The sequence below is a fragment of the Burkholderia arboris genome, from assembly GCF_902499125.1.
Taxonomy (GTDB): domain Bacteria; phylum Pseudomonadota; class Gammaproteobacteria; order Burkholderiales; family Burkholderiaceae; genus Burkholderia; species Burkholderia arboris.
Genome location: NZ_CABVPX010000003.1, coordinates 170,017 through 186,189, shown reverse-complemented (window position 1 = coordinate 186,189; position 16,173 = coordinate 170,017). Strand labels below are relative to the sequence as shown.

Genomic DNA, 16,173 nt, shown 5'->3' with positions numbered 1-16,173 from the left:
GGCGCTTGCCCGATCCGACCTAACCGGCTGACCGCCCGCGCGGTCCTGCTCAGGAGCCTTCCGCCATGCTGATCGCCAACCCGCGCGCGTCGCGCACCGCTTACCCCCACGCGCTGCGCCGCGTGATGAACATCGCATCGGCCGACGAAAGCGGCGCATGGCTGTCGCACTGGCCGCTCGTCGGCAACGCGCGCACGCCGCTGCGTGCGCTGCCCGATCTCGCCGCGCGGCTCGGCGTCGCGAGCATCAGCGTGAAGGACGAGTCGTGCCGCTCGCCGCTCGGCAGCTTCAAGGCGCTTGGCGCGCCGATCGCGCTGGTGCGGCTCGTGAAGCGGCTGCGCCGTACGCAAGATCTCGATCCGCAAGGGCTCGTCACCGGCGCCTACGCGTCGGAGCTGGCCGACCTGACGGTGATCAGCGCGACGGACGGCAACCACGGCCGCGCGCTGGCCGCCGCCGCGCGCGCGATCGGCTGCGGGTGCGTGATCGTGCTGCACGCGAACGTCGACGCCGAGCGCGAACGCGCGATCTCGGCATACGGCGCCCGGATCGTGCGCATCGCGGGGAATTACGACGAATCGGTGGTCTGCGCGGCGCAACTCGCGCAGGCGAATGGCTGGTATGTGGTGTCGGATACGTCGTACGACGGCTACGAAGCGATTCCGCGCGACGTGATGCAGGGTTACGGCGTGATCGCCGCCGAAGCGGCCGCGCAGGCGGCGGAGGAAGACGGGCGGCCGTTCACGCACGTGTTCCTGCAGGGCGGTGTGGGCGGCCTCGCCGCGGGCGTCGCGAGTTACCTGTGGGAGCGCGACGGCGTGCAGCGGCCGCGCTTCGTCGTCGTCGAGCCGCGCCAGGCCGATTGCCTGTACCAGAGCGCGCTGGCCGGCCGCGCGACCAAGGCGACCGGCAGCGTCGATTCGGTGATGGCCGGGCTCGCGTGCGGCGAGGCGTCGCCGCTCGCATGGGATTTCCTCGAGATGTGCATCGACCACTTCATGCTGATCGACGACGAAGACGCGGTGCAGACGATGCGCTGCCTCGCGGCCGGCAGCGAACGCGACGTGCCGGTCGTCGCCGGCGAATCGGGTGCGGCCGGCGTGGCGGGCCTGGACGTGCTGATGCGTGATCCGGCGCTCGCGCGGCAGGTCGGGCTCGATGCGAACGCACGCGTGCTGGCGATCAATACGGAAGGCGCGACGGCGCCGTCCGTGTACCGGAACTGCGTCGGCGAGACGGCCGACGCGGTGCTCGCGCGGCAGCGCGACTGGCTGAACCGCGCGGCGGTGGCGGCCTGAACGACATGACGACCGACGAGGCGAACGCAATGGACGCAATCGAAGAAAGCACGTTGCAGGGGCAACTGAAGCGCTGGCGCCGCCATCTGCACCAGTATCCGGAAACGGGTTTCGAAGAAGTGAACACGTCGGATTACGTCGCGCGCATCCTGACGACGCTCGGGCTCGACGTGCATCGCGGGATCGGCGGCACGGGGCTGGTCGCGAACCTGACGGCCGGCACCGGCACGCGCGCGATCGGCATCCGCGCGGACATGGACGCGCTGAACATCGCCGAGCACGCGCCGGGCCGCGAACACGCGTCGCGCACGCCGGGCAAGATGCATGCGTGCGGGCACGACGGCCACATGTCGATGGTGCTCGGTGCCGCGCAGTTGCTGGCCGAGCGCAAGGATTTCGACGGCACCGTGCGCTTCATTTTCCAGCCGGCGGAAGAGCATGGCCGCGGCGCGAAGGCGATGATGGCCGACGGATTGTTCGAGCGCTTTCCGGTCGACGCGATTTTCGGCGCGCACAACATGCCCGGCATGCGTGCGGGCACGTTCTCGACGCGCGCGGGCGGCATCATGGCGAGCGAAGACAATTTCGTGATCCGGATCGACGGGCGCGGCACGCATGCGGCGCGGCCGCACATGGGCATCGATCCGATCGTGATCGGCTCGCAGATCGTGCTCGCGCTGCAGACGATCGTGTCGCGCAATCTCGACCCGGGCCAGCAGGCCGTGATCTCGTGCACGGAGTTCATCACCGACGGGCTGCGCAACGTGCTGCCGTCGACCGTGACGATCAAGGGCGATACGCGCAGCTATTCGCGCGACGTGCAGGGGTTGCTGGAAACGCGGATGCGCGAAATCAGCGAAGGGATCTGCCGCACGCACGGCGCGACCTGCACGTTCGAGTACACGCACGAGTTCGCGCCGACGGTGAATTCAGCGGAATGGGTCGACACGGCGGTGCAGGCCGCCGCGCAGATTGCGGGCGCCGACGCGGTGAACGCCGACGTGCAGCCGATGATGATCTCGGAGGATTTCGGCGCGTTCCTGCAGGCGGTGCCCGGCAATTTCGTGTTCATCGGCAACGGCGAAGCGGCTGGCCAAGGCGGCGTGCCGCTGCACAACGCGACGTACGATTTCAACGATGCGATTTTGCCGGCCGGCGCGCGGTATTTCGCGGAAGTGGCGCGGCGCGCGTTGCGGGCCGCGTAGCGGGTCGTCAGACAGCCTTGACGCTTCACGCGCCGGCCGACCGCTGCTCCGGCGCATCGGCCGTGCCGGTGCGGTCGAGGATGGCCAGCACCTCGCGTGCGGTGTTCTCCGAATGGCTGCGCAGCAGCTGCGGCAGCACCGCGTGGTCGGGGTCGGCGAGCGCGGCCATGATGTCGTCGTGTTCGTGCAGCGACTCGGCCCAGCGCAGCGTGTCGGTGTTCGCCGCACCGCGCGCACGGTGCACCTTCGACATCAGCGACGCATAGATGCCCGACAGCACGGGGTTGCCGGCCGCGTCGACGATCATCTGATGAATCTGCTGGTTCAGCCGGAAATACTCGACCCGCTTGCCCGCTTCGTGACACTCGACCATCTTCCGGTGCTTCGCCTGCAGCGCGGCGAGCGTCGGTGCACCGATGCGCTTGCGCAGCAACTCGCCCGCCATCGCCTCCAGCCCGTGCAGCAGCTCGAACGTCGCGACCAGGTCGTCGAGGTCGATCGACGCGACGCGATAGCCGATGTACTGGCGATGCGTGACGGCGCCTTCCGCGACGAGCACCTTCAACGCTTCGCGCAGCGGCGTTTTCGACACGTCGAACGCGAGGCTGAGTTCCTTTTCGTCGATCCGCGCGCCGGGCGGCAATTCGCCCTCGTCGATCATCACGCGCAGGCGCGCGGCGATCTCGGCGGCCATGCCGCGCGTGCGCAGAAGCAGGGGATTGCGGGGTGTCTGGCTCATGATGGTGCGAGCTTATCACGATATCGGGGCTTACCCTGCACCAACATTGTTATATAAGAATATCAATAAAACCAAGTGTTTACGATAACAGTAATTATAAATTTCTAATTCTATACTCGGCTCCACGTTGCGCGACGTCCTGACCATCCTCGTTCACTCCTGGAGTCCGTCCATGTCTTCAACCTCCGGTGTCGCCGCCCTGACGGTCGGTAAATCCGCTGTTCGCTGGAAGATATTCGTCGTCATGCTGAGCCTCATCGCGATCAACTACGTCGATCGCGCGTCGTTGTCCGTCGCCATGCCTTACATCTCGCAGGAGTTCAATATCGGGCCCGCGATGGAGGGCCTGATCCTCAGTTCGTTCTTCTGGACCTATGCGGTGATGCAGATCCCGGGCGGGATGCTGGCCGACCGGTTCAAGCCGCGCATCGTGATCGCGACGGCGACCGTGTTCTGGGGCTTCTTCCAGGCGATCGCCGCGCTGTGCACGAACGCGCCGTCGCTGCTGCTCACGCGCCTCGGCCTCGGCGCGGCCGAAGCGCCGATCTACCCGGCCGGCGGCAAGCTCAACGCGATCTGGATGACGCAGACCGAGCGCGGCCGCGGCGCCACGCTGCTCGATGGCGGCGCGCCGCTCGGCGCGGCACTGGGCGCGGTGCTGATCGCCGGGCTCATCGCGGTGCTCGGCTCGTGGCGGCTCGCATTCGCGGTGGCCGGCGTCGGCACCGTGCTGGCCGGGCTGCTCGCGTGGCACTACATCCGCAACTCGCCGCGCGAGCATCGGGGCGTCAACGACCTCGAAGCCGACTACATCGAGGCGTCGCATGCGAGCGATCTCGCGGCCGAGCCGGCCGGCGCGTCGGGCCGTTCGCGCGACTTCTTCAAGTACCGCTCGGTGTGGTGCATGTTCTTCGGCTGGATGTGCTTCAACAGCGTGTTCTACGGGCTGCTCACGTGGATGCCGAACTACCTGCACAAGGTGCACGGCTTCGACATCAAGCAGATGGGCGGCTCGACCTTCATCATCTTTTTCAGCGGCTTCGTCGGCGAACTGCTCGGCGGCTGGATCGCCGACAAATGGAAGGCCGCGGGCGGCCGCCCGAACGTCGTGATGCGCACGCTGTTCGGCATCGCCGCGGTGATCGCCACGGTGTCGATCTTCTCGGTCGCGTATGTGAAGGACCCGGTCGTGTGCGTCGCGCTGCTGTCGTCGACGCTGTTCTTCCTGCGCTGGTGCGGGCTGTACTGGTGCATCCCGTCGTCGCTCGGCACGCGCAACAAGATCGGCTTCCTCGGCGGCCTGATGAACCTCGGCGGCAACATCGGCGGCGTCACCGTGCCGATCGCCGTCGGCGCGATCGTGCAGTTCACCGGTTCCTATTTCCTTGCGCTGATGGTGTTCGCGGCGGCCGGCGTCGGCCTGCTCGTGTGCTCCAGCGCGATCGACTACGAAAACAAGCTCCCCGTCTGACCGACCCCTTTCACTGCATCGACTGCATTCACCGGTAGAGAGAAACCATCATGAAAAAACGTACGTTGCTCGGCATGCTCACCCCGTCCTCCAACACGTCGCTCGAACCGCTGACGAGCGCAATGGTCGCGGGCCTGCCGGGCGTGTCCGCGCACTTCGCGCGCTTTCCGGTTACCGAGATCTCGCTGACGGGCCAGGCGCTCGGCCAGTTCGACGACGACAAGATCATCCAGGCCGCGATGCTGCTCGCCGATGCGAAGGTCGACGTGATCGCGTGGAACGGCACGTCGTCGGGCTGGCTCGGCTTCGAAGCCGACGAGCGGCTGTGCGAGCGGATCACCGCAGCGACCGGCATTCCGGCCACCACGTCGGTGCTCGCGCTCAACGAGATCCTGAAGAAGACGAGCGCGCACGAGTTCGGCCTCGTCACGCCATACCTCGACGACGTGCAGACGAAGATCGTCGACAACTATCGCCGTTCGGGGCTGAACTGCATTGCCGAGCGCCACCTGAACCTGAAGGTCAATTTCTCGTTCTCCGAAGTGACGGGCGACGAGATCGGCAACATGGTGCGCGAAGTCGCGGCGGCCGGCCCGCGCGCGATCTCGATCTTCTGCACGAACCTGAACGCCGCGCACCTGGTGCCGGCGCTCGAGGAGGAAACGGGCATCCCGATCTACGACACGATCTCGACCGTCGTGTGGAAATCGCTGCAGCTTGCCGACTACGACACGCGGCAGGTGAAGGGCTGGGGCCGTCTCTTCAACGAAGTGATCTGAGGCGCGCGCCATGTCGAACGATCTCGATTTCGTGATCCGTCACGCCGACGTCGTGACGGCGGCGGACCGGTTCTCGTGCGACATCGGCATCCGCGCGGGGCGCGTGGCCATGCTCGGCCACGGGCTGCCGCGCGCGCCGCGCGAGCTCGATGCGAGCGGGATGCTCGTGATGCCGGGCGGCGTCGATGCGCATTGCCACCTCGATCAGCCGATGCCCGACGGGCTGCGGATGGCCGACGATTTCCTGTCCGGCACGCGCTCGGCGCTGTGCGGCGGCACGACGACCGTGATCCCGTTCGCCGCGCAGGCGAAGGGGCAGTCGCTGCAGGCCGCCGTCGACGACTATCACCGGCGCGCCGAAGGGCGCGCGCTGGTCGACTACGGCTTTCACCTGATCGTTGCCGATCCGACGCCGCACGTGCTGGCCGAGGAGCTGCCGCGGCTGATCGCGAACGGCTATACGTCGTTCAAGGTGTACATGACCTACGACGACCTGAAGCTGAACGACCGGCAGATGCTCGACGTGCTGTCGGTCGCGCGCGAGCACGGTGCGCTCGTGATGGTGCATGCGGAGAATTCCGACTGCATCGGCTGGCTCACCGAGCGGCTGCTCGGCGACGGTCGCGTTGCGCCGCATTTCCATGCGCACGCGCGCCCGGCCGTGGTCGAACGCGAGGCGACGCACCGCGCGATCGCGTTCGCGGAACTTGTCGACGTGCCGATCCTGATCGTGCACGTGTCGGGCGCCGAGGCGATCGAGCAGATCCGCTGGGGGCAGTCGCGCGGGTTGCCGATTCTCGCCGAAACGTGCCCGCAATACCTGTATCTGACGGCCGCCGATCTCGGCCACGACGATCATGACTATGAAGGCGCAAAGTGCGTATGCAGCCCGCCGCCGCGCGATCCGGCGAACCAGCAGGCCGTGTGGAAGGCGCTGAAGCAGGGCGTATTCTCGGTGTTCTCGTCCGACCACGCGCCGTTCAACTACGACGATCCGTGCGGCAAGCATCCGGGCGGGCAGGCCGTCTCGTTCGACCATATCCCGAACGGGATTCCGGGGCTCGAGACGCGGCTGCCGCTGCTGTTCGACGGCGTGCGTCACGGGCGGCTGTCGCTGCACCAGTTCGTCGAGCTGACGTCGCTGCGGCCCGCGAAGCTGTACGGGCTGTATCCGCGCAAGGGAACGATCGCGGTCGGCGCCGATGCGGACATCGTCGTGTGGGATCCGGACAAGCGGGTGCGGATCGCGAATGCGTCGCTGCATCATGCGGTCGACTACACGCCGTATGAAGGCATCGAGGTGACGGGCTGGCCGCGCCATTGCCTGTCGCGCGGCGAATTGCTGGTCGAGGACGGCCGGCTGCTCGCGGCCGAGCCCGGGCGCGGGCAGTTCGTGCCGGCCGGCAAGCCGCGCCTCGATTGAGGTGAAGGCCCGCGCGATGGCGCGGGCGCAGGATTCGACAGGAGCAGTGATGAGCGTTTCCCACGCAATGCGCGGTATCGCGGCAGCAGCCGTCGTCGCCGGTTCGTGCGGCGGCCCGGCGCTGGCCGCAGGCGGCGCGCCGCAGGACATGCCGAGCGTCGTGCCCGAATCGGCCGGCGTCGATTCGGCGCCGCTCGTGCGGCTGTCGGCCTGGCTGCGCCACGACCGGATGGACGTGCGCAGCCTCGTCGTCGTGAAGGACGGCAAGATCGTGTTCGAGCGCTACGGCGACGGCCTCACGCGCGACCACAACTACGAGCTGTATTCGGTGACGAAGACGATTACCGCGCTGCTCGCCGGCATTCTCGACGGCGAAGGCAAGCTCGGCCCGTCGACGAAGGTCGCGCCGTTGATCGCGGCCGCGCGGCCCGATCTCGCGAGCGAACTCGCGGACAAGCGGGACCTCGAGCTGCGGCACCTGATGTCGATGTCGAGCGGGCTGCGCTACACGACGCGCGAAGGCACCGATCCGCTGTACTACGAAGCACCCGACCGGTTGAAAGTCGCCGTGACGAGCCGGGCGGCGCAGCCGCCCGGCACGCGGTTCGACTATATCGACGTGAACCCGGTGCTGGTGGGCACGGCCGTGTCGATCGCCGCGCGCGAACGCGAGGACGAATTCGCGCGCCAGCGGCTGTTCGAGCCGCTCGGCTTCGCGCACTACCGCTGGAGCGGCGCCGACGGCACGGGCGCGGTGGCGGGCGGCTGGGGCTTGCGGCTGCGCGCGGTCGACATGGCGAAGATCGGCATGCTGCTGCTCGACCACGGCCAGTGGAACGGCAAGCAGGTCGTGCCGGCTGGCTGGGTCCGGCAGATGACGACGCCGTCGTCGGCCGCGGACGATTACGGCTACTACTGCTGGATTCACCACGTGGTCGAGCACGGCACGCCCGAGTTCGGCGCGATGGGCTTCAAGGGGCAGTTCATCACGGTGCTGCCTGAACAGCGCGCGGTGGTCGTGATGACGAGCCTGCTGCCGACCGACGGCGGGCTGCGCGATGCGACCTACCTGAACCTGTATCGCCGGATGGTGAACGACTATATCTTGCCGGCGCTCACGCCGGCGCAGCCGCCGGTCGAGCGTGCAGCGACGACGCAGGCGCTGCGCGACGAGCTGGCGCGCAGCCGCGAGACGAAGGGCGTGCCCGGCACGGCCGCCGCGTTCAACGATGCACCGGAGATTTGATGAGGATGACGAACATGATGGCCAACCCGGATGCGTGGCTCGATGCGCGGCGGCCCGGATCGCGCGCCGTGCCTTGCGTGCGCCGGCTGCTCGCGCGGCTTGCGACGATGCTGATCGGCAGCGGTGCGCTCGCGCCGGTGCCGGCGATCTCCGCGGCGCACGCGGCCGCTGCATGGCCGCCGCTGCAAGAAACGGGTATCGAAGCCGCCGCGCCGGAGGACGTCGGCGTCGATTCGCGCAAGCTCGTCGAGTTGTCGCGCTGGATCCGCGAGCAGAAGCTCGACGTGTACAGCCTGCTCGTCGTGAAGGACGGCAAGCTGATCTTCGAGCGCTACGGCGCCAAGGCGTCGCGCGATGCGACCTACGAGTTGTACTCGGTGACGAAGGCCGTGACGTCGCTCGTCGCGGGCGTCCTGGTCGATCAGCGCACCGTGCGGCTCGACGAACCGGTCGCCGCGCGGCTCGCCGCATGGCGGCCCGATCTGGCCGGCGCGCTCGCGGACAAGCGCGATATCGCGCTGAAACACGTGCTGTCGATGTCGAGCGGCTTGCACTACGACTTCAGCCCGAAGGACGATCCAATCTATTACACGGCGCCCGACCGGCTGAAGCTCGCCGCGTCGGCCGCGCCGAAGGTGGCGCCCGGCACCGCGTTCGAGTACACCGACGTGAACCCGATCCTCGCGGCGGCGATGTTGAGCGCGGCCGCCGGCGAGCCGGTCGAGCGCTACGCGCAGACGCACCTGTTCGGCCCGCTGGGCATGAAACGCGCGGCATGGGAGCGCGCGGATCGAACGGGGCTCGTATCGGCCGGCTGGGGCCTGCGGCTGCGCGCGGTCGATATGGCGAAGATCGGCATGCTCGTGCTCGACGGCGGCCGCTGGCAGGGGCGGCAGGTTGTCCCGCAGCAGTGGATTGCGGAGATGACGACACCGCGCGTGTCGCCGCACTTCGGCTACTACTGGTGGATCAACAACATCGTCGAGAGCGAGCCTGAGCTCGGCGCGATGGGCTTCAAGGGGCAATTCATCACGGTGCTGCCGAAGCGCAATGCGGTGGTCGTGATGACGGGTGTGCTGCCGGTGGAAGGCGGGTTGCGCGATGCGGAGAACGTGAAGCTGTTCCGCCGGATGGTCAACGGCTACATCCTGCCGGCGCTCGATGGCGCGGCTTCTTCGGTGCAGGCTTCAGGCGGCGATGCGCGCGCTGCGCTCACGCGCGAGCTTGACCTGAGTGCGCACGCCGAAGGCGTACCCGGCACACAGGTCGATCCGACGGATCTGCCGAAGTAGGTTGCGTGCGAGGTCCCGGTTCGCGTCGATGCGCGAGCCGGGACCACGTCACGTCACACCAGCTCGCCGAGGCAAGCGTCGAACTGCGCGACGAGCCGGTCGACATCGTCGGCCGTCGTCTTCGGGCACACCAGCATCATGTTGTGGAACGGCGTGATCAGCACGCCGCGATTCAGCAGATACAGGTGCACGATGTGTTCGAGTTCGCTGTCGAGCTGCGCGCCGGCGAACGTGCCGTTGCGTGGTGGCGTGGGGGTGAACTGAAACTCGGTGCGCGCGCCGATGCGCGTCACGCACCACGGCAGCCCGTGTTTCGCGATCGCCTGCTCGAGGCCCGTCGCCAGTCGCGCAGCGAGTTCGAACATGTGTGCATACGCGGCGTCGGTCGCGACTTCGGCCAGCGTCGCGCGCATCGCATGCATCGCGAGCATGTTCGCGGTGAGCGTCGTGCCGATGCCCGAATGGCCGGGCGGCGCGTTCAGCTTCGCCTGCTTCGCGCGTTCGGCGAATTCGGCGCTGAAGCCGTACACCGCGCACGGCACGCCGCCGGCGATCGGCTTGCCGACCACCAGCATGTCCGGTTCGAGATCGTGCGCGACCGCGTAGCCGCCGGGACCGCTGCTGATCGTGTGCGTTTCGTCGATCACGAGCAGCGTGCCGTAGCGGCGCGTCAGTTCGCGTGCGGCTTCCCAGAAGCCCGGGTCGGGCAGCACCATCCCGATGTTCGTCATCGCGGGCTCGGCGAGCACGCATGCGACGTCGCCATCCTTCAAGGCCGCCTCGAGCGCGGCCAGGTCGTTGAATTCGACGACGCGCGTGTTCGCGAGCAGGTCGTAGGACTGCCCGAGCAGGCTGTCGCGCTGCACCGGGCGGCCGTCGACGAGATCGACGAACACGTCGTCGACCGTGCCGTGATAGCAGCCGTTGAATACGACGATCGTGTTGCGGCCGGTGGCCGCGCGCGCCCAGCGCAGCACGAAGCGGTTCGCGTCGCTCGCGCTCAACGCGAATTGCCACACCGGCAGCTTGAAGCGGCGCGCGAGTTCGCGCGCGACCCAGGCGGCGTCTTCGCTCGGCAGCATCGTCGTGTAGCCGCGCGTGGCCTGTTCGACGAGCGCACGGGCGACCGGCTCGGGCGCATGGCCGAACATCGCGCCCGTATCGCCGAGGCAGAAATCGACGTAGCGATGGCCGTCGACGTCGGTGAACGTCGCGCCGCGCGCCTCCTTCACGACCAGCGAGAACGGGGTCGACCAGTCCTGCATCCAGTGCAACGGCACGCCGAACAGCAGGTGCTCGGACGCTTCCGCGGAGAGGGCGCGGGAGACCGGCATGGCTTCGGTGAACGCTTGGCGCTCGCGATCGAACAGCGCGCGGGCGCGGATGAGGTCGACTCCGTGGCGGGAAGGCAAAGGCAGCTCCTGGGCTGTGAACAAGAGGAAACGATAGCGCGCGCGGCGGGGGGCTGAACAGACGCGGAATTACCGAGGCGGGTTGATGGCGGAATTCGCCGGCGCTTCCTATTTGATTTCAAGATGGAACAGGTGAACGAAAGCCGCACGAAACCGTGAAGGTTTTCATGGATGTTTAACGGGCTTTTCGTGGCCTATCGTTGTTGCATGTCATGGCGCGATGGGTTCGCGCGAGCACGCCAGTATTGGCCGGCGCGCGAATCCGGTAGGTGGTTGCGATCGAATCCGGCCGACTCGATCGTTCGCGCACGCGGCTGGACGCAGCGAATTCGACGGGGGCTTGCCGGCAAATTTCGGGATAGTTGGGTTCCGGAATTGCCTGCGACGGGACGGATTCGGGCGCCCGATTCCAACGCTCCAGAATGCGGGACCGCACAATGAAAATCCGAATCCATCTCGCCATACTCGTCGCCTGCAGCGCATTGACCGGCATCGCTCACGCAGGCTCGACATCGCCGCACGCGGTCGTCAAGAAAATCAGGTTGACCGCGCACATTGGCGACAGCCTGTTCGTGTCGAAGCCGGACAACTCCGCGTACGACGTGGTCGAGCTGAATGCGATGGACGGCACGCAGCAGACGTTCGCGACGACGCTGCCGCTCCGCGTGCGCGCGACGAATCCCGAGATCCACGTCACATTGCTGCAGCCGCTGCGGCTGTCGAACGGCCGCGACGACATGGTCAACGCGAAGGTCGTGCTGATGACCGGTGGCGCGGGCAACGCGGACATCGCGCCCGGTACCGCTCGCCCGATCACACTGGCGAGCCCCGGACACGACGGCTTCGACGGCTACGACGAAACCCGCAACGTGAAGATCAGCGCGCAAGCGCCGGGCGCAGGTGGTGCGGTTTCGACGAACGGGTGCTATCGCGGCGACCTCGTGCTGGTGTTCGAGCCGGCTGCTTCGGCGGGACGCGAGCCGGCAACGAAGGCCGTCGCGGCGGCTGACGAGTAGCGGAAATCCCCCGGCGGACATCTTCCGCCGGGTTTTTTAGTTAGAGTTTTTGCGCATAAACATACGATAACGTATCTCTAAAGAAGCACTTCCAGATGTGAGTGCGTGCCCACATTCATGGCATTAAGTCAGTAAAAACAGGGTAAACGACAGATGTGTGTCGTGCTCCGATCGCGTCTAGACTGCTCGATGTAGTACGACGACGTATAAATCGTGATCCGCCGCCCGGCGCATCGATACCCCCTACACTGAAGGAGTGCCCATGGCCGCCTATCGCCGCCGTTCGTCTTCGTCTGCCCCGCCGCCCTCGTCGAGGCGGGTATCGCGTCGCGCCTTCATCGGCTGGACCGGCGCACTCGCCGGCGGCGCCATGCTCGGCGGACCGTTCGCGGCGACCCGGGCGCTGGCGGGAGGCGCCGTGTCCAATGCGTCGGCGGTCGATCTCGTGTGGGGCGAGCACGGCGCGGCGGCACGCATCGCCGCGTCGCTCGCGCATGTGTCGCGGCTCGCACGGCGCGGGCGCGACTTCGACGTGACGCACTACGGCGCGCGCCCGTGCGCGACGGTCGCGCAGACGTCGCCGTACCCGGTGGCGAAATCGCCGGTCAGCCCGGGTTCCGAACTGACGACCGCGCCCGGCGCGTTCGATTCGCGCCCCGCGTTCCTCGCGGCGATCGACGCGTGCCGGCGCGAAGGCGGCGGCCGGGTCGTCGTGCCGTCCGGCACCTGGTACTGCGCGGGGCCGATCGTGCTGCAGAGCAACGTCACGTTCCACCTGAGCGCGAACTGCACGATCTACTTCAGCCCGAACCCGGCCGACTACGCGAAGGACGGCCCGGTCGATTGCGGTGCGAACGGCCGCCTGTACTACAGCCGCTGGCAGGCGAACGATTGCCTGAACTACGGCGCGCCCGTCTATGCGCGCAACGCGACGAACATCGCGCTGACGGGCGAAGGCCCGACGTCGGTACTCAACGGGCAGGCGATGACGCCGTTCTCCGGCAGCGGCGCGAACAGCGTCTGCTGGTGGACCTACAAGGGTTCGTCGGGCGCGTACGGCGCAAGCGCGACGGTGCCGAGCCAGGCGTATGCGAATGCGAACAACGTCGACCTGCGGATCGTCGCGCCCGCGATTCCCGACGCGCTCTATGCGTTGCTGACGTCGCCGGTCACGCCGTGGCAGCAGGACCAGAACTATCTGCCCGCGCTGTCCGAGGCCGGCGTGTCGGTCGAGAAACGCATCTTCGGCCTCGGTCACTACCTGCGCCCGTGCATGGTCGAATTCATCGGCTGCACGAACGTGCTGATGGCGAACTACCAGACGCAGAACACGCCGTTCTGGCAGCACCATCCGACCGCGAGCCGCAACGTCGTGATTCGCGGCGTGACGACCAACAGCATCGGCCCGAACAACGACGGCTTCGATCCGGACGCCTGCACCGACGTGCTGTGCGAAGACTGCACGTTCAACACCGGCGACGACTGCATCGCGATCAAGTCGGGCAAGGACCGCGACACCGAATACGGCCCGGCGAAGCGGCACCTGATTCGCAACTGCACGATGAACAGCGGGCACGGCGGCATCACGCTCGGCAGCGAGATGGGCGGTGGCGTCGAGCAGATCTATGCGACGAACCTGTCGATGCTGAACGCGAACTGGCAGACCAACCCGCTGAACATCGCGATTCGCGTGAAGACCAACATGAATCGCGGCGGCTACGTGAAGGATTTCCACGTGAAGGGTGTCGCGCTGCCGAACGGCGTGACACTGAAGGGCGGCGGCTACGGCAGCGCGCTGCTCGCGGGCAGCCCGGTCAACGCGAGCGTGCCGCTCGGCGTCGTGACGCCGTCGGCGGGCAATCCATCCGCGGCACAGGGCGGCATCGTCACGTTCGACTGCGACTACCAGCCCGCGAACGATGCGGTGCGCACGCGTCCGCCGGTCATGCAGAACGTGACGATCTCGGACGTGAAGGCGAGCAACGTGACGCTGAACGGCGTGACCGCGTCGTGCTTCCAGGCAATCGTCGCGCAGGGGCCGGTCGCGTTCGATTACAACGGTACGCCGCCCACGCCTGCCGTGCAGCCGATCTCCGGCGTGACGATCAGCCGCTGCGATTTCGGCACGCCGGTCGCGTCGGGCACGCCGACGGTCACGTCGCCGGGGCCGATCTATGCGTTCAACGTGAGCGCGATGACGCTGACGAACGTGACGATCGCCGGGCAGGCGGTCAACACGACGATCACCGACAAGCGGTGACGCGATGAGGTGACGGAGGGAAGGCGTTCGCGTGCGGGGTGGCCGGTCGAGGCACGCGAACGCAACCGCACCGGCAAGCGCACCGGCAAGCGCACAAGCGAGCGAACGTGAACGCGTTACGCGAGCGTCTTCACCATGTAGTGCTCGTCGTAGAACTTGCCATCGACGAACATCGAGCGCGGTTCCGTACCGAACCGCACGAACCCTTGCGACGCATACAGCCGTTCCGCGTGGCCGTTGACCTCGTTCACGCACAGCATCAGTTGCTTGCATGCCCACGCCTGTGCGGCATGCCCGGTCGCGCTTTCGAGCAGCGCCTGCGCGATGCCCCGCCCGCGATACGCGGGATCGACGAACACGCCCCAGATCGTCGCCTTGTGCGCGATCTTCGCGCGTGCATCGCGGCGCACGCCGGTGATGCCGACGAGCGTATCGCCGTCGAATGCGCCGAATACTGCGCGCTCGTGGGTCGGCGTGATGCGCGTCGCGAACTCGTCGACCGGCACCTGCGATTCCTCGTCGAGCGTCGGCAGGAAGGACGTGGGCGCGGTGTCGACCGCACGCAGGCGAACGGTCTGGAAACGGGCGGCGTCGGCCGCATCGAGCAGGCGGGTCGTGATCGTCATCGGGTGAATTCCGGTTGAGGGTCGTGCATGCCGGCGCGGGCCGCTGCGGCCGCGGGATGCATCGTCCTTATCCTAATGGGAATCCGGATCTCGCGTGGCGCCATTCGGCGGAGTTTCGCGCTCGCCGTCAGATCGCGTCGCGCGGCCGCCGCGCATCGCCGTCGACGCAGCACGCGAGCACTTCGGCATCGGTGTCGCCGAGGCTCAGGTACACGTGCCCGACCGCGCTGTCGAAATACAGGCTGTCGCCGGCGCCGAGCCGGTACGCATGACCGTTCTCGAAGCGCAGTTCCAGCTCGCCGCTCAGGACGAACACGAACTCCTCGCCGCTGTGCCGGATGTAGTCGGCGAAGTCCGACAGCTTGCGCGCATGGATCCTGCCGCGCACGGGCACCATCCGCTTGCCCGTCAGGTCGTTCGCGAGCATCCCGTACGCGTAGTTGGGCGTGTCGTAGACCATCTGCTGGCCGGCCGGCGTGAACGACGGCGTCATCGCGCCGGCCGGCGCGGGCCGGCCGAACATCGTGTCGAAGTCGAGTGCGAGCGCATGCGTGAGCGCCGCGAACTTGTCGTAGGTGAGCGCGATGTCGCCGCGTTCGGCCTTCGAGATCGTCGACACCGCGATACCGGAACGCTCGGACAGTTGCGCGAGCGTCAGGCCGCGCGACTTGCGCGCGTCGCGCAGCCGCGCGCCGACCGTCTGGTGGTCGAGCTGCGGAGCGGCGGCGTCGGAGGGCGGCGGAACGGGAGCGGTGGGTTTGGGCATGCGGATACGAATACGGCGTGAATACGGGTTTTGTCGTATACGAGAATAATTTTTCTCGTATATGATAATTTTCGTCGAAATCGCCGAGGTGGGCGTGACGGCCACTCTAGCATCGGACGGCGCGAAACTCGCGGCGCCGATGCGGCCGGCGCGAACGAGGCGGGTACGGATCGGCGCAGCTCGCCCGTGCGGCGGCTGCCCGATCATGTACGTGCCGGCGGTTTTCCTTGTCATTTCCCCGGCCCGATGCGGCCGGGCACGCGAAGGTGCAATCCATGTCCAGTGAAATCAAACGTCTGCAGACCGGCCCGCGCATGAGCCAGGTCGTGATCGCGAACGGTTTCGTCCATCTCGCCGGCCAGGTGCCCGATACGGCCGGCGCGCCGATCGCCGTGCAGGCGACCGAAATCCTCACGCGCATCGACGCGCTGCTCGCGTCGGCCGGCGTCGACAAGACGCGCGTGCTGACGGCCAACGTGTGGCTCAGCGACGCCGCGCATTTCGACGCGTTCAACGCGGTGTGGGACGCCTGGGTGCCGGCCGGCCACGCGCCGACCCGCGCGTGCGTGCAGGCGCTGCTGATGAAGCCCGGTCTCGACGTCGAGATCGCGGTGACCGCGCTCGCCTGACGCTCGCGTTG

At 67.5% G+C, this 16,173-nt stretch carries 14 protein-coding genes; 10 read left to right on the top strand and 4 right to left on the bottom strand.

Annotation, left to right across the window (positions count from 1 at the left end; translation table 11 throughout):
- The first annotated feature begins 65 nt into the window (after positions 1–65).
- Together BLA15945_RS05265 and BLA15945_RS05260 are read left to right on the top strand one after the other, a co-directional pair.
- The gene (locus BLA15945_RS05265; RefSeq protein WP_174991687.1) at positions 66–1,298 is read left to right on the top strand and encodes a diaminopropionate ammonia-lyase; all 1,233 of its coding nucleotides are present in this window, start codon (positions 66–68) and stop codon (positions 1,296–1,298) included.
- 29 nt (positions 1,299–1,327) lie between these two features.
- Positions 1,328–2,503 (top strand): M20 aminoacylase family protein, encoded by a 1,176-nt coding sequence (locus BLA15945_RS05260; RefSeq protein WP_174991686.1) that lies wholly within the window; start codon positions 1,328–1,330, stop codon positions 2,501–2,503.
- 25 nt (positions 2,504–2,528) lie between these two features.
- On the opposite strand, the gene BLA15945_RS05255 is transcribed toward BLA15945_RS05260, so the two are convergent.
- Positions 2,529–3,242 (bottom strand): GntR family transcriptional regulator, encoded by a 714-nt coding sequence (locus BLA15945_RS05255; RefSeq protein ID WP_059238416.1) that lies wholly within the window; start codon positions 3,240–3,242, stop codon positions 2,529–2,531.
- Between the two features lie 172 nt (positions 3,243–3,414).
- On the opposite strand from BLA15945_RS05255, the gene BLA15945_RS05250 reads away from it, so the two are divergent.
- From BLA15945_RS05250 to BLA15945_RS05230, 5 genes are read left to right on the top strand one after another with little or no spacing between them, the layout of a single operon-like run.
- Positions 3,415–4,713 (top strand): MFS transporter, encoded by a 1,299-nt coding sequence (locus BLA15945_RS05250; protein WP_059238417.1) that lies wholly within the window; start codon positions 3,415–3,417, stop codon positions 4,711–4,713.
- 50 nt (positions 4,714–4,763) lie between these two features.
- On the top strand, positions 4,764–5,492 hold the full coding sequence (locus BLA15945_RS05245) for a maleate cis-trans isomerase family protein (RefSeq protein WP_059238419.1): 729 nt from the start codon (positions 4,764–4,766) through the stop codon (positions 5,490–5,492).
- Between the two features lie 10 nt (positions 5,493–5,502).
- A complete protein-coding gene (hydA, locus tag BLA15945_RS05240; protein WP_174991685.1) occupies positions 5,503–6,915 on the top strand; it encodes a dihydropyrimidinase in 1,413 nt (470 codons plus the stop codon).
- A gap of 49 nt (positions 6,916–6,964) precedes the next feature.
- Positions 6,965–8,161 carry a serine hydrolase domain-containing protein gene (locus BLA15945_RS05235; protein WP_174991684.1) on the top strand — a complete coding sequence of 399 codons (1,197 nt, stop codon included), beginning with the start codon at positions 6,965–6,967 and terminating at the stop codon, positions 8,159–8,161.
- Positions 8,161–9,453 (top strand): serine hydrolase domain-containing protein, encoded by a 1,293-nt coding sequence (locus BLA15945_RS05230; RefSeq protein ID WP_233464124.1) that lies wholly within the window; start codon positions 8,161–8,163, stop codon positions 9,451–9,453. The genes BLA15945_RS05235 and BLA15945_RS05230 overlap by 1 nt, the downstream gene beginning before the upstream one ends.
- A gap of 53 nt (positions 9,454–9,506) precedes the next feature.
- Here the strand turns inward: BLA15945_RS05230 and BLA15945_RS05225 are convergent, their stop codons facing one another.
- Positions 9,507–10,865: an aspartate aminotransferase family protein gene (locus BLA15945_RS05225; protein ID WP_174991683.1), complete on the bottom strand. Its 1,359-nt coding sequence runs from the start codon at positions 10,863–10,865 to the stop codon at positions 9,507–9,509.
- A 437-nt stretch (positions 10,866–11,302) separates the two neighbouring features.
- On the opposite strand from BLA15945_RS05225, the gene BLA15945_RS05220 reads away from it, so the two are divergent.
- Together BLA15945_RS05220 and BLA15945_RS05215 are read left to right on the top strand one after the other, a co-directional pair.
- Positions 11,303–11,881 (top strand): hypothetical protein, encoded by a 579-nt coding sequence (locus tag BLA15945_RS05220; protein ID WP_174991682.1) that lies wholly within the window; start codon positions 11,303–11,305, stop codon positions 11,879–11,881.
- Between the two features lie 262 nt (positions 11,882–12,143).
- Positions 12,144–14,141, top strand: coding sequence for a glycoside hydrolase family 28 protein (locus tag BLA15945_RS05215; protein WP_174991681.1), 1,998 nt, complete (start codon positions 12,144–12,146; stop codon positions 14,139–14,141).
- A gap of 116 nt (positions 14,142–14,257) precedes the next feature.
- On the opposite strand, the gene BLA15945_RS05210 is transcribed toward BLA15945_RS05215, so the two are convergent.
- Complete coding sequence (locus tag BLA15945_RS05210) at positions 14,258–14,767, bottom strand: GNAT family N-acetyltransferase (RefSeq protein WP_059238427.1); 510 nt, start codon at positions 14,765–14,767, stop codon at positions 14,258–14,260.
- Positions 14,768–14,894: 127 nt separating this feature from the next.
- A complete protein-coding gene (locus BLA15945_RS05205) occupies positions 14,895–15,533 on the bottom strand; it encodes a helix-turn-helix domain-containing protein (protein ID WP_059238429.1) in 639 nt (212 codons plus the stop codon).
- A gap of 275 nt (positions 15,534–15,808) precedes the next feature.
- Between BLA15945_RS05205 and BLA15945_RS05200 the strand changes: the two genes are divergently transcribed.
- On the top strand, positions 15,809–16,162 hold the full coding sequence (locus BLA15945_RS05200; protein ID WP_059238431.1) for a RidA family protein: 354 nt from the start codon (positions 15,809–15,811) through the stop codon (positions 16,160–16,162).
- Positions 16,163–16,173 lie beyond the last annotated feature (11 nt).